The 20179-nt window shown below is 68.1% G+C and carries 19 protein-coding genes; 11 read left to right on the top strand and 8 right to left on the bottom strand.

Going from position 1 to position 20179, the window contains the following annotated elements; genetic code table 11:
* Positions 1-16 precede the first annotated feature (16 nt).
* The gene (locus ABZU43_RS00860; RefSeq protein ID WP_355005159.1) at positions 17-562 is read right to left on the bottom strand and encodes a hypothetical protein; all 546 of its coding nucleotides are present in this window, start codon (positions 560-562) and stop codon (positions 17-19) included.
* A 115-nt stretch (positions 563-677) separates the two neighbouring features.
* Here ABZU43_RS00860 and ABZU43_RS00855 point away from each other — a divergent pair, with 115 nt between their 5' ends.
* Entirely contained in the window at positions 678-1157 is a 480-nt protein-coding gene (locus ABZU43_RS00855; protein ID WP_355004538.1) for a methylated-DNA--[protein]-cysteine S-methyltransferase, read from the top strand.
* Positions 1158-1180: 23 nt separating this feature from the next.
* Here ABZU43_RS00855 and ABZU43_RS00850 read toward each other — a convergent pair whose 3' ends face one another.
* From ABZU43_RS00850 to ABZU43_RS00840, 3 genes are all read right to left on the bottom strand, one after another.
* The gene (locus ABZU43_RS00850) at positions 1181-1813 is read right to left on the bottom strand and encodes a hypothetical protein (protein WP_355004537.1); all 633 of its coding nucleotides are present in this window, start codon (positions 1811-1813) and stop codon (positions 1181-1183) included.
* A gap of 154 nt (positions 1814-1967) precedes the next feature.
* Positions 1968-3047, bottom strand: coding sequence for an inositol-3-phosphate synthase (locus ABZU43_RS00845; RefSeq protein WP_355004536.1), 1080 nt, complete (start codon positions 3045-3047; stop codon positions 1968-1970).
* A 23-nt stretch (positions 3048-3070) separates the two neighbouring features.
* Positions 3071-3709 (bottom strand): PadR family transcriptional regulator, encoded by a 639-nt coding sequence (locus ABZU43_RS00840; RefSeq protein ID WP_110564821.1) that lies wholly within the window; start codon positions 3707-3709, stop codon positions 3071-3073.
* 175 nt (positions 3710-3884) lie between these two features.
* Here ABZU43_RS00840 and ABZU43_RS00835 point away from each other — a divergent pair, with 175 nt between their 5' ends.
* The 3 genes from ABZU43_RS00835 to ABZU43_RS00825 all read left to right on the top strand — a co-directional run bounded on the left by ABZU43_RS00835 (position 3885) and on the right by ABZU43_RS00825 (position 9124).
* The gene (locus ABZU43_RS00835) at positions 3885-4334 is read left to right on the top strand and encodes a DUF5318 domain-containing protein (protein WP_355004535.1); all 450 of its coding nucleotides are present in this window, start codon (positions 3885-3887) and stop codon (positions 4332-4334) included.
* A gap of 197 nt (positions 4335-4531) precedes the next feature.
* Positions 4532-7486, top strand: coding sequence for a transglycosylase domain-containing protein (locus ABZU43_RS00830; RefSeq protein WP_355004534.1), 2955 nt, complete (start codon positions 4532-4534; stop codon positions 7484-7486).
* Positions 7487-7612: 126 nt separating this feature from the next.
* Positions 7613-9124 carry a glycosyltransferase 87 family protein gene (locus ABZU43_RS00825; RefSeq protein ID WP_355004533.1) on the top strand — a complete coding sequence of 504 codons (1512 nt, stop codon included), beginning with the start codon at positions 7613-7615 and terminating at the stop codon, positions 9122-9124.
* Between the two features lie 58 nt (positions 9125-9182).
* Here the strand turns inward: ABZU43_RS00825 and ABZU43_RS00820 are convergent, their stop codons facing one another.
* Positions 9183-9686 (bottom strand): DUF2690 domain-containing protein, encoded by a 504-nt coding sequence (locus ABZU43_RS00820; RefSeq protein ID WP_355004532.1) that lies wholly within the window; start codon positions 9684-9686, stop codon positions 9183-9185.
* A gap of 322 nt (positions 9687-10008) precedes the next feature.
* On the opposite strand from ABZU43_RS00820, the gene ABZU43_RS00815 reads away from it, so the two are divergent.
* From ABZU43_RS00815 to ABZU43_RS00805, 3 genes are read left to right on the top strand one after another with little or no spacing between them, the layout of a single operon-like run.
* Positions 10009-12363 (top strand): glycoside hydrolase domain-containing protein, encoded by a 2355-nt coding sequence (locus ABZU43_RS00815; RefSeq protein ID WP_355004531.1) that lies wholly within the window; start codon positions 10009-10011, stop codon positions 12361-12363.
* Positions 12364-12395: 32 nt separating this feature from the next.
* Positions 12396-13421: a hypothetical protein gene (locus ABZU43_RS00810; protein WP_355004530.1), complete on the top strand. Its 1026-nt coding sequence runs from the start codon at positions 12396-12398 to the stop codon at positions 13419-13421.
* A 47-nt stretch (positions 13422-13468) separates the two neighbouring features.
* The gene (locus ABZU43_RS00805; RefSeq protein ID WP_355004529.1) at positions 13469-13795 is read left to right on the top strand and encodes a hypothetical protein; all 327 of its coding nucleotides are present in this window, start codon (positions 13469-13471) and stop codon (positions 13793-13795) included.
* 33 nt (positions 13796-13828) lie between these two features.
* On the opposite strand, the gene ABZU43_RS00800 is transcribed toward ABZU43_RS00805, so the two are convergent.
* The 3 genes from ABZU43_RS00800 to ABZU43_RS00790 all read right to left on the bottom strand — a co-directional run bounded on the left by ABZU43_RS00800 (position 13829) and on the right by ABZU43_RS00790 (position 17838).
* On the bottom strand, positions 13829-14755 hold the full coding sequence (locus ABZU43_RS00800; protein ID WP_355004528.1) for an AfsR/SARP family transcriptional regulator: 927 nt from the start codon (positions 14753-14755) through the stop codon (positions 13829-13831).
* A gap of 105 nt (positions 14756-14860) precedes the next feature.
* A complete protein-coding gene (locus ABZU43_RS00795; protein ID WP_355004527.1) occupies positions 14861-17050 on the bottom strand; it encodes a hypothetical protein in 2190 nt (729 codons plus the stop codon).
* Positions 17047-17838 carry a deoxyribonuclease IV gene (locus tag ABZU43_RS00790; protein WP_355004526.1) on the bottom strand — a complete coding sequence of 264 codons (792 nt, stop codon included), beginning with the start codon at positions 17836-17838 and terminating at the stop codon, positions 17047-17049. The genes ABZU43_RS00795 and ABZU43_RS00790 overlap by 4 nt, the downstream gene beginning before the upstream one ends.
* 628 nt (positions 17839-18466) lie before the next feature.
* Between ABZU43_RS00790 and rpsF the strand changes: the two genes are divergently transcribed.
* From rpsF to rplI, 4 genes are all read left to right on the top strand, one after another.
* Positions 18467-18757: a 30S ribosomal protein S6 gene (gene rpsF, locus ABZU43_RS00785; RefSeq protein WP_036391391.1), complete on the top strand. Its 291-nt coding sequence runs from the start codon at positions 18467-18469 to the stop codon at positions 18755-18757.
* Positions 18758-18838: 81 nt separating this feature from the next.
* Positions 18839-19375, top strand: coding sequence for a single-stranded DNA-binding protein (locus ABZU43_RS00780; RefSeq protein WP_181518404.1), 537 nt, complete (start codon positions 18839-18841; stop codon positions 19373-19375).
* On the top strand, positions 19375-19656 hold the full coding sequence (rpsR, locus tag ABZU43_RS00775) for a 30S ribosomal protein S18 (protein WP_091249063.1): 282 nt from the start codon (positions 19375-19377) through the stop codon (positions 19654-19656). The genes ABZU43_RS00780 and rpsR overlap by 1 nt, the downstream gene beginning before the upstream one ends.
* A 14-nt stretch (positions 19657-19670) precedes the next feature.
* A complete protein-coding gene (gene rplI, locus ABZU43_RS00770) occupies positions 19671-20117 on the top strand; it encodes a 50S ribosomal protein L9 (RefSeq protein WP_355004525.1) in 447 nt (148 codons plus the stop codon).
* Positions 20118-20179 lie beyond the last annotated feature (62 nt).

Here is a 20179-nt window from a genome sequence, read left to right as displayed (position 1 = left end):
GTCTGTGAGGGGGAGATCAGTAGGTCTCTACGTGCACGCTGGTCTCGCTGAGCGCCTGTACGACGAAGATCTGGGCGCCGATCGGGATCGGCTGGTCGGCGCGGGCGCTGAGCTTGACCGGTTGGCCGGCGAGGCGAACGCGGACCTCGCCGTACCCGTTGGCCGGCACCGGGGTGACGACCAGGCCGAGCGCGCCGACCAGGTCGTCGCGGGTGGGGGTGGGGTCGGTGCGCATGTTCCGCGCCGCCCGGCTCAGCCGGGACGCCAACCAGCCGATGGGCACGGCTGCGAGCACGCCGCCGGCCACCGCCCCGACGACCATGCCAGGTGTACGCGCACCGAGCAGCTCGTTGACGATGGCCGCGCCGAACCCGAAAGCCCCGGCGAAGCCGGCGACCGTCTCGACCGAGATCGGCCCGTCCACGTCGGCGTGCCCGAAGTGGAGCAGCTCGGTGCCGAGCAGCGCGAGCGCGAGCACACCGATGCCCGCCCCGCCGATGATCAGAAAGATGAGCGTCCCCGTTGCCACGACCTTGACGGTATCGACGCCGTGCAACGCCAGACGGCCTGACAGGACGCGAAGATGATCTACCGGTACGGGTCGGGAGTGGCGCTCGGCCCGACGCCGGAGGCCGGGCCGGGCCGGCCAGATGGTCCGCGTCGGGGAGGATAGGTGGATGCGCTGGGCCGTGCTCGACTCACCGATCGGTGAGTTCTCCGTGGCCACCGACGGCACGAGCGTCTGCGGTGCCCACTTCGGCCGGCTCGAGGCGGCCACCGACGAGCCCGATGACGCGCTGTCCCGGCAGGCCGTCGACGAGCTGCGGGCGTACTTCGCCGGTGAGCTGACCACGTTCACCGTTCCGGTGTCGGTGCCGCGCGGCTCCGACTTCGAGCGCTCCGTGTGGCGGGAGATGACGCGGATCCCGTACGGGGAGACGCTGACGTACGGCGAGGTGGCGCGCCTGGTGGGCGACCCTGGGGCGGCACGGGCGGTGGGAGTGGCCTGCAACCGCAACCCGGTCCCGGTGATCGTGCCGTGTCACCGGATCGTCGGGGCGGGCGGCAAGCTGGTCGGCTTCGGCGGAGGCCTACCTCGCAAGGTCAACCTGTTGGAGCTGGAGGCCGGTGTCGCGCTGCGGCACGCGTGGTCCTGAGCCGTCCGGCGTCGGTGGTGGCGTCACCCGGCGCTGGGCGACCCTTCCGGTCCGCCGGCGGGTGCGGTCCGAACGGGCCACGGCGGGTCGATCGTGGTCCGCGGCTGGTAGAAGGCGTTGGCCGGTGGCAGGGCCAGCAGAACCAGCGCGACGAGTATCGCCACCGGCACGCCCAGGCCCAGGCTGAGCAGCAGGGGCTCCAACCAATTCGGCATGTCATCCCGTGCCATCTCGGTGATCCGGTCCATGTTCTCGGCGGAATAGATGGAATAGAGCGGTCGCGGCGACCGGGCCGCCCCGACGGCGGCGCAGCAGGCGAGGACTGGTGCCGAGGCCCAGGAGGCGATCCGTGCGCGGTTCACGCCCACGGCGTTGGCTGCGGCCAGCGTGAGGAGTCCGATCGCCAGCACCGCCGTCAACAGGTCGGCAGCCAGATCGGCGGTGCTGCCCAGGGCGGCGAAGGCCACCCCGTCCGTGGGCTCGAAGGAGTCGGCGGCCGTGTGGAAGAAGTCCTGGTGCCAGTAGCGGAGCGGAAGTGCGGCCAGTTGCGCGACGGCGGCCAGGGCAAGCAGTAGGCAGGCCAGCGCGACGATGCGCGGCCGAGGAGGTCGGGCCGGGTGCGGGCCCGTCGGTGCGGAGCTGGTGCGGGAGACCATGAATCGATTATCGATAGCTCCCCCGCTCGCCGTGGTCCCGAAAACGGTGGCGGAGGTCACGGGACGGGCGGTCGTACCCCGGGAAAGCCGACCCACGTGGAAGGGCCGGGTCCGCACGGACCCGGCCCTTCCACGTGCTTGATGATTCAGCGCGTCAGCGCGTGACCTCACCGGCGATGAACTCCTCGACGGCCTGGTGGGCGTCGTGGTCGGCGTACTGCACCGGCGGAGACTTCATGAAGTACGACGAGGCCGACAGGATCGGGCCGCCGATCTTCCGGTCCAGGGCGATCTTCGCGGCCCGGACCGCGTCGATGATGACGCCGGCCGAGTTCGGAGAGTCCCACACCTCGAGCTTGAGCTCGGCGTTGAGGGGGGTGTCACCGAACGAGCGGCCCTCCAGGCGGATGTACGCCCACTTGCGGTCGTCCAGCCACGGCACGTGGTCCGACGGGCCGATGTGCACGTCGCTCTTGCTCATCTCGTGCGGGATCTGCGAGGTGACCGACTGGGTCTTCGAGATCTTCTTCGAGACCAGGCGCTTACGCTCCAGCATGTTCATGAAGTCCATGTTGCCGCCGAAGTTGAGCTGGTAAGTGCGCAGCAGCTCGACGCCGCGGTCCTCGAAGAGCTTCGCGAGGGCGCGGTGCACGATGGTGGCGCCGACCTGGCTCTTGATGTCGTCACCGACGATCGGAAGGCCCGCGTCCTCAAACTTCTTCGCCCACTCGGGGTTGGAGGCGATGAAGACCGGCAGGGCGTTCACGAACGCGCAGCCGGCGTCGATCGCGGCCTGGGCGTAGAACTTGGCGGCCTGCTCGGAACCGACCGGCAGGTAGCAGACGACGACGTCGACCTGCGCGTCGCGCAGCGTCTGCGCAACGTCGACCGGGGTGGCGTCGGACTCTTCGACGATCTCGCGGTAGTACTCACCCAGACCATCGAAGGTCGGGCCGCGCTGCACGGACACGCCGGTCGGCGGCACGTCGCAGAGCTTGATGGTGTTGTTCTCGCTGGCGACGATCGCCTCCGAGAGGTCCATGCCGACCTTCTTGGCGTCCACGTCGAACGCCGCGACGAACTCCACGTCAGAGACGTGGTACTCGCCGAAGGCGACGTGCATCAGACCCGGGACGCGGTCGTTCGGGTCGGCGTTCCGGTAGTACTCGACGCCCTGAACCAGGGACGAGGCGCAGTTACCCACACCGACGATGGCGACGCGGACGGAGCCCATAGCGTCTGCCTCCTTCTTTTCTGTCACGGCCGCTCATTCCTGGTCTCTCCAGGCGGAGGCGGGCTGTTGTCTTCTCGTCGGCCGCCGGCTGTCCCTATGTTCGGGACCGTCGGGGCTCGGCCGGAGCGCTCGTTGGCGATGAGCTCCTCCAGCCAGCGGACCTCGCGCTCACAGGCGTCAAGGCCGTGGCGCTGCAGTTCCAAGGTGTAAGCGTCGAGGCGCTCGGCCGCTCGGCCAAGCACGTCGCGAAGCCCTTCGCGACGCTCCTCGATCTTGCGGCGGCGACCCTCCAGAATGCGCAGTCGGGTCGCCTGGTCGGTCCGCGCGAAGAACGCGAAGTGCACCCCGAAGCCCGTGTCGTCATACGTCTCGGGCCCGGCCTGTGCGATCAGCTGGCCGAAGCGTTCCTTGCCTTCCGCGGTGATTTTGTAGACCACCCGACCTCGTCGGCTGGTCAGCGCGGGAACCTCCTCGGCGGTGACGGGTGTCTCAGCAGCTTCGGTGATCCATCCCGCCGCCTGCAGCCTGCGTAGCGTGGGATAGAGCGAGCCGTAGCTGATCGCCGCCCGGATCGCGCCGAGTTTGGCGGTCAGCTCCTTGCGCAGCTCATAGCCGTGCATCGGAGACTCCTGCAGGAGGCCGAGGATGGCGAACTCAAGCACTGGCCACCCTCTCTTTACCCTCCGGCGTGGAGTGGTAACCGCCGCGATGTATCGGACCGATACATCGCACGTTAGCGGGTCGCGTGGGTCAGGGCAAACCCCCGTTCCGAGATGTCGTCGTCACGGATTGTGAGCGTGGTCGCCTGCTCGGGTCGGACCGCGTACCCTTCTCCGCATGCGTACGCAGCGCCAGGTCGTCGACTACTCGCTTCAGAAGCGAGCAGTGCTGCGTGAGCTCCTGGCCGGTCGGGTCGGCACGTACGACGTCTGCGACGCGTCGCCGTACCTGAAGAACGCCGCTCGGTTCCACGGAGAGCCGACGGACCGGCGCTGCCCGATCTGCCGCAGCGAAAACCTGACGCTGGTCCACTACATTTACGGTGACGAACTCAAGCAGTCCGCCGGCCAGGCTCGGACACTTGCCGAGTTGCCCGTGCTGGCGATGACGCTGCGTGAGTTCCAGGTCTTCGTCGTGGAGGTGTGCCTCGGTTGTGACTGGAACCATCTCGTCGAGCAGTACCTGCTCGGCCGGGACGGTCTGACCGGCGACAGCGACGGCACGAGCGAACAGGACGCGGCGGGCGCCGAAGGCGCCGGTCGGCGGAGGCGAGAGGCGCAACGGTGACATCAGCTGGTTGGACCGGCCCCGGAGTGGCAGACGAAACCCGGGACGGCCGACCGCTTGTTCGCCCGATTGGCCCGATTGATACGGCAATGACCCCGGTCGGCCGGCACCCCCGTGCCGGCGTCCCGGGTGAAGCAACTCACGGCAACCCGGTGGCGGCGCAGCCGCGCCCCACCGCGACCGGCAGGGTGTGAGGAATGAACTCGTACGGTGATCCCAGTTCTGCGCGCGGGCGGGCCCAGTACTCGGGTCCGGACGGTGACCCCGGACCGGGCGCGGACGACGCGTACCGCCGGCCCGGCGGTGACTCCGGCGGGAGCGGCTGGTCAGCCCCGGAGGGCGGCGCGGCAACCCCGGGCCGCGCCTCGGTGACGCCCCGGGCTGCCGGTGGCCGCGCCACGGTCGGTGGCTCCGCCTCGGTGCCGCCGCGTGGCAGCGCGGCCGCCGGGTCCGCGTCGGTGGGTTCGGCAGCGACCGGCCGGGCCGGTCGGGCCTCGGTGCCGGTGTCGCCGGCACCGGGTGCGGCAGCCGGCCGCGCCGGCGCCGGTCGGGCCTCGGTGCCCGTCTCCCCGGCGCCGGGCGCGCCCGCAGGTCGGGCCGCGGTCGGTGCCGCCTCCGTCGGTGCGGCCTCGGTCGGCACCGCCTCGGCGGGCCGGGCCAGCGTCGGGTCCGCGTCGGTCGGTGGCCGTGCGGCGGTCGCGCGCGCGAGCGTCTCACCGGTCTCCGGTGGGCCGGGCGGCCCTGGGGGTCCCGGTGGGCCGGGCGGCCCGGGTGGTCCCGGTCGGGGCGGCCGTGGTCCGGGCGACTCGGGCGCCGCGGCGCGAGCGAAGAAGCGCAAGCGGATGAACCTGCTGATCGCCGGGTTCGCCGTCTTCGTCATGCTCGCCGGCATCGGCGTGGTCGGGTTCACCTACTACTCGACGAACGTGGTGCTTCCGGACGAGATCACTCCGCCGCAGGCGACCACGCTGTACGCCTTCGACAACAAGACGATCATCGCGAAGGTGGGCGATCAGAACCGGACCCTGGTCACCATCGACCAGATCCCGGACCACGTGCAGAAGGCGGTGGCCGCCGCCGAGGACCGGAACTTCTACCGACACTCGGGTGTGGACTACAAGGGCATCGCCCGGGCCGGCTGGAACAACCTCTCCGGCGGCGACAAGCAGGGTGCCTCCACCATCACCCAGCAGTACGCGCGTAACGCCTACGACAACCTGAAGGACGACACGTACGCCCGGAAGGTGAAGGAGGCGATCTTCGCCTCCAAGCTCAACGACGAGTACACGAAGCCGCAGATCATGCAGCACTACCTCAACGTGATCTACTTCGGCCGGGGTGCCTACGGCATCGAGGCCGCGGCGCAGACCTACTTCGGCAAGCCGGTGGGCAAGCTCAACCCGGCCGAGGGTGCCGTCCTCGCGGCTCTGATCAAGCAACCGGAACCCAGCTCCACCCACCAGGGGTACGACCCGGCCATCAACCCGACCGCCGCACAGGATCGCTGGAACTACGTGATCGACGGCATGGTCAAGGAGGGCTGGCTGGGTGTGCCCGGCATGGAGCCGCGTCCTGCCGAGTACCCGCTGAAAGCCATCAAGGCCCCGAAGAAGGGCGGCATCGGCGTCGACTTCGGCGTCGACACCCCGTACGGCAACGTCATCAACTACGTCCGGCAGGAGATGCGGGACAGGGGCATCTGTGTCGAGAAGGACACGGAGGTGACGGATGCCAAGCCGTCGTGCTCCCAGGCGCTGATGTCCGGCGGTTACCGGATCCGCACCACGATGGACACCAAGATGCAGGCGGCGGCGGTCGCGACGGCCCAGCGCAAGTCCAAGGGCTCCGAGGTGGCCGGTCAGCCAAGCAACATCATGGCCGCGGTGGTGTCGATCGATCCCACAAACGGTCGGGTGGTCGCGTACTACGGCGGTGACAACGGCACCGGCACCGACTACGCCGGTAAGAACACCGACTCCACCGGGGCGATCAGCGGCGGTCACTCGCCCGGATCAAGCTTCAAGATCTACACGTTGGCGGCGGCGCTCAAGGAGAAGAAGGCGCTCGAGTCTCGCTGGAAGGGCAAGGCATTCAAGCCGGAAGGCACCGAGTTCAAGGTCAGCAACGCGGGCGACGACAACCCCGACTGCGGTAACTCCTGCACACTGCGGGTGTCCACGCTCAAGTCCCTGAACGTGCCGTTCTACTACGTCACCGAGGACATCGGCGCGGACAAGGTCGTGGACATGGCCAAGCAGGCGGGCGTCACCACCATGTGGCGTACCGACACCAACCCGGCGAAGTCCTACGACCTGACCAAGACCGACCCGAAGGACATCACGCCGGAGCCGTTCTTCAACGTGGTCGGCTACGGCCAGTATCCGATCACCGTGCTGGACCACGCCAACGGCGTTGCCACCTTCGCCAACGGGGGCGTCTACAACAAGGCCCACTTCCTCTACTCGGTGGAGAAGCAGAACCCGACCACAGGTAAGTGGGACAAGGTCTACAGCGAGAAGCTCGACTCGAAGCGGAGAATCGAGAAGAGCGTGGTGGACGATGTGACGTCCGTGCTGAAGGACTACCCGGCCGCCGTCAACCACCGGCTCGATGACGGTCGCAAGGCGGCCTCCAAGACCGGCACCTGGGAACTCAAGGGTGGCAGCGAGGACAACGGCGACGCCTGGATGATCGGTTACACGCCGCAGCTGGCCACCGCGGTGTGGGTGGGCAACGTGGGGAACCGGAAGCCGCTTATCCTCAAGGACAAGCGCAAGGTCAGTGGTGGCAACCTCCCGGGCGACATCTGGGAGCGGTTCATGAACGAGGCGTTGAAGGGCAAACCGAAGGTGGACTTCCCGCCGGCGGCGAACATCGGCGACAAGGACTCCGGAAACGGCGAAGCGCCGCCGCCCCCGCCGCCACCGCCGAACCCGGGGGGTCAGCCCGGCCAGGGACAACCCTGTAACCCGCTGATCGACATCCTCTGCAACCCCGGCGGCAACAACCCCGGCGGCGGCGGCAACCCTGGGGGCAATCCCGGCGGAAACCCTGGTGGCAACCCCGGCGGAAACCCTGGCGGCAATCCGGGCGGCGGCACAGGTGGTGGTGGCGGCGGGCTGTTGCCCAGCCTGCCACCCAACCGGGACTGACCCGCACCAGTACACGACGCCGCCGCCGGCCGGACGACACGTCCCGGCCGGCGGCGGCGTTTTCGTACCCGGAACTCCACGCCGGGACGGGACGGGCACCCCTCTCGTACGGCAGGATGCCTCTTCATGAGCACCCAGTCGACGCCCGGCATCGACGACGCCGGAACCACCGATCACCCGTCCCGCTCCGACGGGTTCGTCCGCGGCATCTCCAGCGTCATCGGCGGGCCGCTCGGCGACCACGCGACAACGCTGAACCGGCCGGCCGGTCGGGAGCATCGCTTTTGGACGGCCGCGCGGATCGTGCTGGCGCTGGTGTGCCTCACGCTCGCGCTGCACTGGGTGCAGAAATCGCCCTGCCAGAACGGCGCCTGGCAGAACAACGTCCAGTACACCCGGTTCTGCTACACCGACGTCCTCGCCCTCTACTACGCCGAAGGGCTCAACGAGGGCAAGGTGCCCTACCGCGACCACCCGGTCGAGTACCCGGTGCTGACCGGCTACTTCATGGGGGCGCTGGGTCTGCCGGTGCACGCCATCGGTGACGGCGACCCGAGCATCAACCAGGGCCAGTGGTTCTACAACCTCAACGCGCTGGTGCTGGGCGCGCTCGCGGTGGCCACGGTGGCGGTGATCCTGTCGTTGCGCCGACGACGACCCTGGGATGCGGCGATGTTCGCACTCGCCCCGGCTCTGGTACTCACCGCCACCGTCAACTGGGACCTGCTGGCCATCGGGCTGGCAGCCTTCGGCCTGCTGGCCTGGGCCCGAAAACGACCGGCAGTGGCCGGCGTGCTGCTCGGGTTGGCCGGCGCGGCGAAGCTCTGGCCGCTGTTCCTGCTCGGGCCGATCCTCATCCTGGCGCTACGGGCCGACCGGGTTCGGGCCGCGCTCATCGCCATCGGGACGGCTGTCGCGGCGGTGGTCCTGGTGAACCTGCCGGCCGCCCGCGCGTACCCGGAGAACTGGGACCGGTTCTTCGAGCTGAACACCACCCGGCCCATCGACTGGGGCACGCTCTGGTACATCGGGCGCTACCTGGACGGCAAGGTCGGCAACGACCCCGCCAATCTCGGCCCGTTCGAGTGGCTCAACGCCAACATCCCGACTCTCAACACCCTCTCGTACGCGCTGTTCGGGCTGGCCTGCCTCGGCATCGCCGTGCTGGCGCTGCGGGCACCGCGCCGGCCCCGGCTGGGTCAGCTCGCCTTCCTGGTGGTCGCCGTGTTCCTGATCTTCAGCAAGGTCTGGTCGCAGCAGTTCGTGCTCTGGCTGCTCCCGCTGGTGGTGCTCGCCCGGCCGAAGTGGGGCGCGTTCCTGGCCTGGCAGATCGCCGAGGTCTGCTACTTCGTCGCCTTCTACGGGGAACTGCTCGGTGCGGCCACCAGCAAGCCCGTCTTCCCGGAGGGGGTGTTCGTGCTGGCCTCGACGTTGCGGCTGGCCACTGTGGTGGTGCTCTGCGTGTTCGTCGTCAGGGAGATCCTGCACCCTGAGCAGGACGCGGTGCGGGCCACCTACCCGGACGACCCGGACGGCGGCGTTCTCGACGGCGCCCCGGACGCCCCCTGGACAGACCGCTGGCGACTTCGACAAGCTGCGCCAGTCGAAGCGGCGACGGCTCTGGGCCGGACGCGGTAGACACCATCGGTGGCCGGAGCGCGACGCTCCGGCCACCGATGGTGTTGCCGTCTCAGTGTCAGTAGCGTGCCGTGCAGTAGAGGATGCGGCGGTTGCCGGCCTCGTAGTCCCACTCGGTGTCGTACTGGTAGAAGCAAGCCCGCGCCGTCAAGCCCTTGTCGTTGACCATGGCCGACCAGGTGCCCGAGGTGGACTTGTCGTCAACGGTCCGACGCAGCGTCCCGTTCGAGTTGTAGCTCTGGACCAGGACACCAGAGAGCCAGCCGAAGCTGTCGGTCTGTCGCGCCCATGCCGTACGGCAGAAGGGGCTGTACCGCAACTCCACGTTCGTCGCACGGTACGGGGTGATGACGTCGATGTAGTTGCACCTCATGACCTTCCCGTCGACCGTCGCGAAGTAGGTGTCGGGGTCCTTGCCGTCGCAGACCGAGCCACACCCTGACGTGGCGGCCATCGCCGGGGCCTGGAAACCGATGATCATCGCGATGCCCATGGCCAGCACCAGCAGGAGTCGGGATTGCCACGGGCGGCGGCCTGGCTGAGACACCTCTGTGTTCGTCATCTGTCTCCTTGTCGAACGGTCGACCGACCGAGGGGTCGACGTGAACCGGCTGAGCCAGTGACGGTAGGCAGTGTGGCCATCAAACGCGCATCATGTCGCCACGCCGCCGGTGGTCGATCGCGGTTCACGATGACGCCGGGTGCGCGTGCGCTGCCCAACATGGCGGCCCGAAGCCCCATGGACGGGCGGATGAGTGCACGGTGGGCCGACGGTGGAGCCCTGATGTCCGGTTGCTGGATCCTCCGGCCGTCCGCAATCAGCCGGAGTGGTCCTCGCGTCGAGGGGCCCGAGCAGAGCCAGGGGGTCCTGGATGACCGACGAGATGGTGCTCAAGGCGCAGCGATGGGTGAACGCCACCTATGCCGCCGTGCCGGGTTACAACAAGTGCACCGAGAACGGCCGGACCGGATGGCAGACCATCTACTCGCTGACCAGGGCGCTGCAACATGAGCTCGGCATCGCCGCGCTGTCGGACAGTTTCGGCCCGACGACACTGTCCCGACTGATCGCATACGGCACCGTGGGCCAGAACTCCGGAAACATGAACATGCGGACCATCGCCGAGGCCGCCCTCTACTGCAAGGGGTACAGCGGCGGCCAGATCGACGGCACCTTCGCGCTCGACACCCAGTCCGGGCTCGCTGCTGTGGTTCGTGACATGGGTCTTCCAGTGCCGCAACTACCGTTGATGCTCAACGGCGTGGAGCCGAAGGTGTTCAAGGCGTTGCTGACCATGGATGCCTATGTCCTGGTCAACAACGGAAGCACTGCTATCCAGGAGTGTCAGCGATGGCTCAACGGTGCCTACATCGGGCGCGGGCAGTTCTTCGTCGGCCCCTGCGACGGGCACTTCTCGCGTAACGTGCAGCAGGCCCTCGTGCTGGCCATTCAGTACCAGTTGGGCATGAGCGACAGCGAGGTCACCGGTTACATCGGCCCAGGGACCCGCAACGGACTGCGGAGCCAGGCGCTGGTGCAGAGCGGTTCCCGGGACAGTGGACCGACTGGCTGGGTGAGGCTCTTCCAGTGCGGCATGGCGTTCAACCGGTACGGCAACCGCTGGGGTGACGGGGGCGGAAGCTTCAATGACGAACTTGCTCGCATCGTTGGTGTCTTCCAGCGGTTCTGCATGCTTCCCGAGACAGGGAAGGGCGACTACCAGACCTGGATGTCGCTGTTGGTGTCGACCGGCGATCCGGAACGTAGAGGCACCGCCATCGACTGTATGTATCCGTTGAACAGCACCACGATCCAGACCGTAAAGAATGCGGGCTACAAATATGCCGGCCGGTACCTCACCGGGGGCACGAACAAGGTGCTCACACATTCCGAGATCGCCCTGATCTTCGCCAATGGACTCTCCATCTTCCCCCTCTACCAGGAATGGGGGGACGCCGTCCAGTATTTCGACTACGTCCAGGGTTTCGAAGCCGGAACCGCCGCCTGCACGGCTGCCCGGCGATTCGGCATCCCATACGGCACCGTCATCTACTTCTCCATCGACTTCGATGCGCTCGACGAAGAGATCACCAGCGCCGTGATCCCCCACTTCAAGGGAGTGCGCGACGCCTTCAATGCCGACGGCAACCAGTTCGCCGTCGGCGCCTACGGATGCCGTAACACCTGCCTCCGGCTTGAGGCCGAGGGTCTGACCAGCCGCAGTTTCGTCAGCGGGATGTCCACCGGCTACAGCGGAAACCTGGGCTATCCGCTGCCGGCGAACTGGGCGTTCGACCAGATCAGCAACTTCGTGCTGGGTGCAGGCACCGCCGGAGCGGTGGAGATCGACAACAATATTGTCTCCGGTCGTGACCTCGGCGTGGACAGCGTCACCCGTCCCAGCGATCCGAATGACGGCTTCTACACGATGTTGATCTGGCTGGAGGCGCGGGCCAAGCAGTGGCGCGAGGATCACGGCCACACCGCCCGCTCGGCACCCGAACTGGTTGCTCAGTTCCTCCGTATGCGGTCCAACCAGTACGCCTTCACCGGGTCCAACACCGTCTTCGGCGAGCTGGACAGCGGGTTCATCGATTTCGTCCGGAGTTACCCAGGGCGTCCGGACGACCGTCCGCTGCGCGACCCGAAGCACCTGTGGGATCTGGACATCGACCATTTCGGAGCGTCGTTCGGAGCGATCCTCAACCACGACCTGGAGTCGGACCGCACCAAGGTGAACCTCGCCGACTTCGGCTCATGGGGCGGCGACGTTCTCAGCGTGCTCGGCCAGTGGACTCAGAGTGGGCTGCCGGCCGCACAGGCGTACTCCTTCGCGATGAGCCGCATCGCGACGCGGGCGGACAACTCCTTCCTGACCCTCGGTGATCTCTTCGCGGACGTCGACGCCCTCGTGATCGGGCAACAGAGCCGAGCGAACCCCTCGCTGCCGCTGTCCTCCCTGTTTGTCAACTGGTATGCCACCCCCGCAGCCGCAGTGGCCCGCTTCACCACCTACTACTCCCGTCGGTTCAACAGTTCGGCCAGCACCGCCGAGGCGGCGTGCATGAGCATGTTCGGGCTGATCGTCGACACCAGCACCGGGCCGATCCGGGACGCGTTCTGGTTCGAGCAGTTCAGTGACAACTATCTGCACCCGACCCTGGTCCCCGAGGAGGCCCGCCGGGGCACCGCAAAAGCGTTCGTCGACGTCATCAAGCAGTACGCCGGTGTCAGTTGATGCCCCGTCCACCGCTGGTTAAGGAGACCCTGGTGACCATGCCTCAACTATCCCGGCGGCAGGCGCTGACCGTCGCCGGAGTATCGCTCGGTGTGGGCGTCGTCGAACTCGGGATGTCGTCATCCCCGGCCTCGGCCGCCGACCCGACACCGATCCTGGAGCCGGTCGGGGACCAGCCGGTGTCCGTCCTCTCCGGGACCGGCGCCGCCCCCGCCGTGTGCCCCCGCCAACTGGCGGTCAAGGTGATCCGCTCGACGCCACTGCCAGCGGGTAGCCGGATCAGTGTGACGTTCGACCCGCGCCTCTACGCCCCTGCCCAACCGGCGATCGTCACGTTGAACGGGCGAGGTGTGGCCGCTGGCACCACCACGACGACCGACCCCGCGACAGGTCTGCGTTCATGCACTGTCGAACTGACCGAGACCGTACCGTCGGCGGGTGACCTGCTGGTGGTCGTGGGCACCGCGCATCCGCTGTTGTACCCGCGGGACATGGTCCGCACCCCCGCCGACGCCAGCGCGGAAATGCGCAGCGCGAGGGGCGGTCGCTCGCGCCGTAGCCTCCAGCCGAGACGCCCGTCGTCCTTCGGTGGCCCAGCCGCAGCGTGGGGAGTCGAATTGTCAGGCACCTGGGCCCGTAAGACCTGGGGGGATGGCGGTCGATTCCGATACGACTACCCCCTCCAGGTCACCCTCCGTGGTGCCGGGCCGGGGAAGTCGCCCTCATCGTTGCTCTTCGGCATCGCGGTCGACCCTCAGGTGGTGGGTGACATCCAGGTCGCTTCAGCGCGGTTCAACGGCCAGAGCCGTGCCGGTGCCGTACGCCCCGTGTCGACGACCCGCCGTCCTCTGCTGTATCAGGCCACCTGGGCGGCGGCCCTGCGGTTGGGCCCGGACGACGTCCTGGACGTCTCGCTCCGGGTGTCCACGTTGACACCGGTTGGCCCGTTGAGCACGATCAAGTATCCGGTGATCGAGGTGCTCTCGACCACGGGCGCGACGACGCAGCGCCGTACCGGACGGGAGTCGTTGTCACGCTCGGACGCGGTCTGGGAGTGACGCCGTGGGGGACGGGTGGAGGGCCATGACGGGAGGCTGGCACAGACGTGAGCGTTACGCGCAGCGCAGACCTGATATTGCCCGTCCTGATCGTCGCGACCTGGCTGGTGCTGACCATCGCCCGTCGGGTGTCGATGTGGTTCTTCGGCCTGGCCGCCGGTGCCGCCCTGCTCTGCCTGCCCGCCGGAATCATCGCAGGCCACCTGGATCTCAACGACGGCGAGTGCTCCCCACGGGCCCTGTGCTTCTCCGCGGCCATGGTTGACTGGTGGCTGAACGGGCTTTTCGGCCTAATGGCAGTGGTCGGGCTGGCGATTCTTTCCGGGGTCCGCAGACTGCTTCGCGGTGACGATTCAGAACGGCAGGCGATGTGAGTCAGGGGCCTGGACGGATCCAGGCCCCTTCGCTCACGAACTCACGGTTGCACTGTGGCCGGTTCCGCCGTTGCTGGTGCCATCGGAGCGAGAGGAAGCGCTCGGACGCTGCGACCCAGGATCCGCCACCAAGGACTGCATCGCCTCGGACAGATCGATGAGAGCGGCCCTGATCGCCTGAAGCGTCGGAAGGGCCATCGGATTGCCGCGCTCTATCGCCTCGTCCGAACCCCGAAGCTGATTTTCCAGACGGAGCAGTGCGGTGCCAGGTTCGAGGCCCAATTCGTTGTTCAGCCGCTGGCGGAGCCGATCGAGCACCCCGAGGCCGTCAGCCGTCCGTCTCGCCTGGTGCAACGCCTGCGCCAGGTGGGCATGCATGAGTTCGTTGTAGGGGTAGGACTTGGTCCAGAGGCTCAGGTCGGGAATCAGTTCCGCGTGCCGACCCTGGCCGAACTCCCAGTCAATCAACTGCTCCAGGGCCCTCACCCGCATCTCCTCCAGCCGGGCGGCCTCGCCGGCCAGGCGATCGGAGCCGACATCCTCCAGTGCGCCTCCGCGCCAGAGCGTCAGCGCCTTCCGGAGCCGTTCGGCCGCGCGACCAAGGTCACCACGTCGCGCGAACTGGGAAGCGGCGTCGTACTCGGTACGGAAGAGGCGCTCGTCGACCGAGTCCTCTTCTACTTCGAGTACGTAGTGATAGCCCTGACGTCGTACCGTTCGCGGGTGCTCGTACTCTGCCAACAGATAATTGATCCGACCCACACAGTTCTGCACCTGCTGGCGGGCGGTGGCCGGTGGGTCGTTCGGCCAGACGACGTCGATCAGTCGTTCCACCGAAACCGCATTGGATCCGCTGATCAGCAGCGCTGCGAGCAGTTTCCGATGACGTGGACTCGAAATTGGGACGAACGAATCGCCCCTTTGAATGGTCAATGGCCCCAATAGTCTGTACTTAACCATTTCACCCCCGTGGTGAGCAGTTGAGCGACTATGTCAGCCAAGGCCACGTAAAGTCAAGGGACTTCAATGCGTCGGGCGTACTTTGGGTAGTTTGATGCTTTCGGATCAGAGACGGTAGACGACGGCGTCGCCGACCTCCTGCCGGCTGATGCCGAGCGACTCGACCGGCGCGTCGATGGTGATTTCCCACGGCGTGCCAGCCACCTGGCCGCGCAGCAGGACCACACTGCGGACACCGAGCGTGCGCAGGTATTCGACGCTGGTCTGGTCCGGGAACGACTGGCTCACCCGACGGACGTCGTCGAGCTGGCGCGGTGTGAAGCCGCTACCGCCGTTGACCACGTCGGGGAACCCGCTGGTCGACCAGAGCATCACGTGCTGGTCCAGGCTCTGACTGCTGGGCAGCACCAGCATCGGCCCCTCCGCCGAACGCATCGCCGCCGGTTGGGTCGGCACCACCGGGTGCGGGGTGGTGTTCAGGCCCTCAACGGTGACCAGCAGCAACGGCAGCAGGGTGGCCATCCGCAGCCACGGCCCCGGCCACGACGGGATCCGCTGCGCGGTCAACTCGCGGACCCGGTCGGTGAGCGCGGTGACCGCGCCCGCCGCGAGCAGGCCGAGCAACAACGTGGTCCAGAGCATCAACCGCCCGGGGGTACGCAACGCGCTCCAGCCCGGCAGGTGCTCGAAAAGAGGTACGTAGGTGAAGGTGCCGTCGAAGAAACGGGTGCCCATGGCGAAGACCATCGTCAGCAGCACCCCGGCGAGCAGCAGCAGTCGGTGCCGCAACCGCCAGACTGAGAAGAACAACCCGCCCGCGGCGAGCGCGTAGAGCACGAAGCCCGGCAGCAGGGTCATCTCCGGGTGCCACGGCAGCGCTGCCCGTGCACCCTCGTGCAGCCCACCCCAGATCCGCGACTCCCCGGGCGCTGTCACGAAGCCCGACGCCGGTGGCGAGAAGAGGCCGATGTCGCCGATGGTGCGCTCGGCGTACGGGTGCAGCTCGGTCACCTTGAAGAACGGGAACGCCATCAGCAGGCCGACGCCGGCGAACAACACCCCGCCGAGCACGTCGGCGGCGAACAACCGGCGACCGAACGGAACGGCCTGCCCGGTGCGCAGCCGCCGCGCGAAGAACAGGACGGCGGTGACCAGCACCGCACCGGCCAGGAAGTACGCGAATGGCAGCCCGATGCCGAAGCCGAGGCTGAGTTGCCAGGCCGCCACCAGCCAACCCGCGTAGACCCAACCGTCGTGCCGGCGCTCCGGCCGGTAGCCGTGTCGCAGCGACCACCCGTGCCCGCGCGCCAACATCGCCAGCGCCAGCGGAATGCCCCCGTTGGAGAGCACGTGCAGGTGCCCGGCCTGGGCCAGCAGCCACGGCGCGTAGGTGTAGCTCACGCCCGCGACGGCCGCGCCGATCCGGCCGGCCCCGAGCTGTCGGGCCAGCGCGTACGCCCCGAGCGTGGCGAGCGCGTGCGCCAGCACGAACATGATGTTGTAGCGCAGCACGGCGTCCTCGGGACCGCTGCCGAGCATCCCGGCCGGGGCGTACCCGAGCAGGGTGTCGGAGAACGCGAAGCTCCACAGCTCGGGGAAGAACGTGTTGGACTGCCACAGTCGCGCCGGCTCGGCCAGCAGGATGTGCCCGGACCAGGCCATCTGCCAGGCTTGCAGGCTCGGGTCCCAGTAGTCCTGCGGAAGGGTGTAGCGCGGATAGCGCAGCGTCGGCCAGGTCATCAACACGGCAAGCGCCAACGCGCCGAGGGCGGCCAGGGTCCACTCGTGGATCAGGAACCGCCCGACCGCCCGGCCCGCCCGAGTGAAGATGGAGGGCCGTGGCTCCGGTGCGGAGGCGAATGCCTCCCAACGCTCCGGGCCGACCGGCTTTGCCTCGCTGTCGGCCTTGTCCGTAGCGTCGGCGCCGTCCGCCTTCGCGTCCTTGGCCGTGCCGCTGTCCTTGGCCGTGCCGCTGTCCTTAGCCGGTTTGCTGTCCTTGGCCGCGTCGTCTTTCTTGGCCGCGTTGCCCTGCTTGTCGCCGTGCCGGGCCGTGTCCTTGCTGGCGGCACCACTCGTCGCGCGGTCTGCCCCGGCGTCGCCGTTCGGGGTGGCTGCGGTCGTGTCGCCACCGACAGGCGGGGACTGGTCCGCGGTGGTTTCGGCGGGGGCCTTGTCGGAGGTGCGAGCCGGCTGGGTGGGGGTGCCGGCCGCGGCAGTGGTGGCGGGTTGACTCTCGCCGGCCGCGCCGGCGGGGGTGGGCCGCGCGTTGCCGGTCCCGGGCTGTCCGCTCGTCATGCCGCCGGGCTCTCCGCTCCGAGCTGCTCACGCAGAAAGTCGATGTCGGCGGCCTGGCCGGTCACGCCGCCCGGTGTCTCGACGACCACCGGCGCGCCGGCCGCCCGGATCACCGCCACCACCAGCTCCGGGTCGATCGTCCCGCCGCCCAGGTTGTCGTGTCGGTCCTGGCCGGAGTTGAACGCGCCCTTGGAGTTGTTGGCGTGCACCAGGTCGATCCGCCCGGTGATCGCCTTGACCCGGTCGACCAGGCCGAGCAGCTCCTCGCCGCCCGCGTACGCGTGGCAGGTGTCCAGGCAGAAGCCGACCTCGTAGTCACCGATGGCGTCCCAGAGTCGGGCGAGCGCGTCCAGCCGTCGGGCGCAGGCGTTGTCACCGCCGGCGGTGTTCTCGATCAGGACCGGTACGCCGAAACCGCCGGCGTCCGCCGCGTACGCGAAGGTCTTGCGCCAGTTGTCGAAGCCGACGGCCAGGTCGTCGCCGGCGTTGACGTGCCCACCGTGGACGATCAGGCCCTTGGCGCCGATGGCGGTGGCGGCGTTGGCGTGCCCGAGCAGCAGCTTTCGGCTCGGGATCCGGATGCGGTTGTTGAGTGTGGCCACGTTGATGACGTACGGCGCGTGCACGTAGAGGTCGACCTCGGCGGCGCGTAGCCGATCGGCATCTTCGCGAGGCTTGGGCGCCTTCCAACCCTGTGGGTCGGCGAGAAAGAACTGCACGGTCTCGGCGGACCGGGCGGCCGCCTCCGCCAGCGGGTCGGTCGAGTCGACGTGGGCTCCGATACGCATGCGAGCGAGCCTACGTCGCGCCCCCGACCGGCGAGGCGACGGCCGGGGCGGTGTCGCGTCACCGGAGGGACCGACGATCGTTGATGGGTGTGAACCGGCGACCAGCGTCCCGGTGCCGCCAGCGGCGCGAGCGTCGCACACGGCGACCGGCGGTCGACGGCCGACAGCGAGGTCACCCCCGCGGCGCGGCCCGGCGCAGCGGGGGCGACCCATCGCACAACGGGTACCGAGCGACGACGGATCTCGGAAAATTGTGCTTTTTCCCCCTACAAGGTATGAGTGCTGTTGTATCGTCAGATAACAACACGATAAAGCTCCGCGGGGCGTCTTCGGTCCAACCTCATCGGTGTGGTCGTTCCTCCCCAGGTCCCACCCAAGGAATGCGGACCGGACGCCCCGCGGCCTCGTAGACGGGGGTTCACCACCGACCGGTTGACGGTCGGACGGTGGGCCCCCGTCGGCTCGTCCGGGTCCGGTCCCGACCACCCCGGGCATGATCGTTGGGACCGGGTATCCTGGTCAGGTTGTCCGCGTCCGGCCGGGTTCCCTCGGCGCGTGCGGGCAGCGACACAAGACCTCCTGCCACGGAAGGACCGTGGCCGCTTAGCCCACAGGAGGTGAGCACGTCTTGCGTCACTATGAACTGATGGTCATCCTCGACTCCAGCCTCGAGGAGCGCACCGTCGCACCGTCGCTCGACACGTACCTGAACGTGATTCGGACCGCGGGTGGCTCGGTTGAGAAGACCGACGTGTGGGGCCGCCGGCGCCTCGCGTACGAGATCAACAAAAAGGCCGAGGGCATCTACGCCGTCATCGACCTGCAGGCCACGCCTGCTGCGGTGGCCGAGCTGGACCGTCAGCTCCGGCTCAACGAGTCCGTGCTGCGCACCAAGGTCATCCGACCGGAAATGCGCTAAGCCTTCCAACCCCCGGTTCGTCCGGATCAGCCTCCGCGACTCTGTCGGAGGGCTCTGAGAGCCTGTACGACGAGACGCTGAGTGCGCGAGGAGATGGTCATGGCAGGAGACACCACCATCACGGTCATCGGCAATCTGACCGATGACCCCGAGTTGCGGTTCACCCCCTCCGGGGCTGCGGTCGCCAAGTTCCGAGTCGCTTCGACACCCCGTTTCATGGACAAGGCGTCGAACGAATGGAAGGACGGCGAGCCGCTGTTCCTCGCATGCACCGTGTGGCGGCAGGCCGCCGAGCACGTCGCCGAGTCGCTGCAGCGTGGCGCCCGGGTGATCGTGTCAGGCCGGCTGCGTCAGCGGTCGTACGAGACCCGCGAGGGTGAGAAGCGCACAGTCATCGAGCTTGAGGTCGACGAGATCGGCCCGTCGCTGCGCTACGCCACGGCAAAGGTGCAGAAGATGTCCCGCTCCGGCGGCGGTGGCGGCGGCTTCGGTGGCGGCGGTGGTGGTGGCAACCAGGGCGGCGGCGGAGGCAACTTCGACGACCCCTGGGCTTCGGCCGCTCCCTCTCCCGCGCGTGCCGGTTCGGGCGCCAATTTTGACGAGGAGCCACCGTTCTAATGGCGCCTAGCGCTCGCGATCGCAAACCAGGAGCACGTGCAACGGCCAAGGCTGCGGCACTGCGCAAGCCCAAGAAGAAGGTGAACCCGCTCGACAAGGACGGGATCGCCTACATCGATTACAAGGACACCGCGCTGCTGCGCAAGTTCATCTCCGATCGCGGCAAGATCCGCGCTCGTCGGGTGACCGGCGTGACCTCGCAGCAGCAACGTCAGATCGCCCGTGCGGTCAAGAACGCCCGTGAGATGGCGCTCCTGCCGTACACGGCCACCGCCCGCTGAGAGGAGGCACCGATATGAAGATCATCCTGACTCAGGAAGTGTCCGGCCTCGGTGCCCCAGGCGACATCGTCGAGGTCAAGGACGGCTTCGGCCGTAACTACCTGCTGCCGCAGGGCTTCGCGATCGTCTGGACCAAGGGCGCGGAAAAGCAGGTCACGGTTATCAAGCGGGCCCGTGGGGCTCGCGAGATCCGCGACCTCGACCACGCCAACGAGGTCAAGGCTCAGCTCGAGGGTCTCAAGGTCAACCTGAAGGTCCGCGCCGGCGACGGCGGACGGCTCTTCGGCTCGGTCACCCCGGCCGAGATCGTCGACGCCGTCAAGACGGCCAGCGGCCCGGTCCTCGACCGGCGTCGGCTGGAGGTGCCCGGTCACATCAAGTCGACCGGCACCTACCTGGTGAAGATCAAGCTGCACCCCGAGGTGACCGCGTCGTTCAACCTGAACGTCGTTCAGGGCTGACGTCCGTAACACCACCACGAGAGCCCGCACCGAGCGATCGGTGCGGGCTCTCGTGCGTACGT

It is taken from the genome of Micromonospora sp. NPDC005205 (genome assembly GCF_040608275.1).
In the GTDB taxonomy this organism is placed as follows: Bacteria; Actinomycetota; Actinomycetes; order Mycobacteriales; family Micromonosporaceae; genus Micromonospora.
This window is presented reverse-complemented; position numbering and strand designations above follow the sequence as displayed.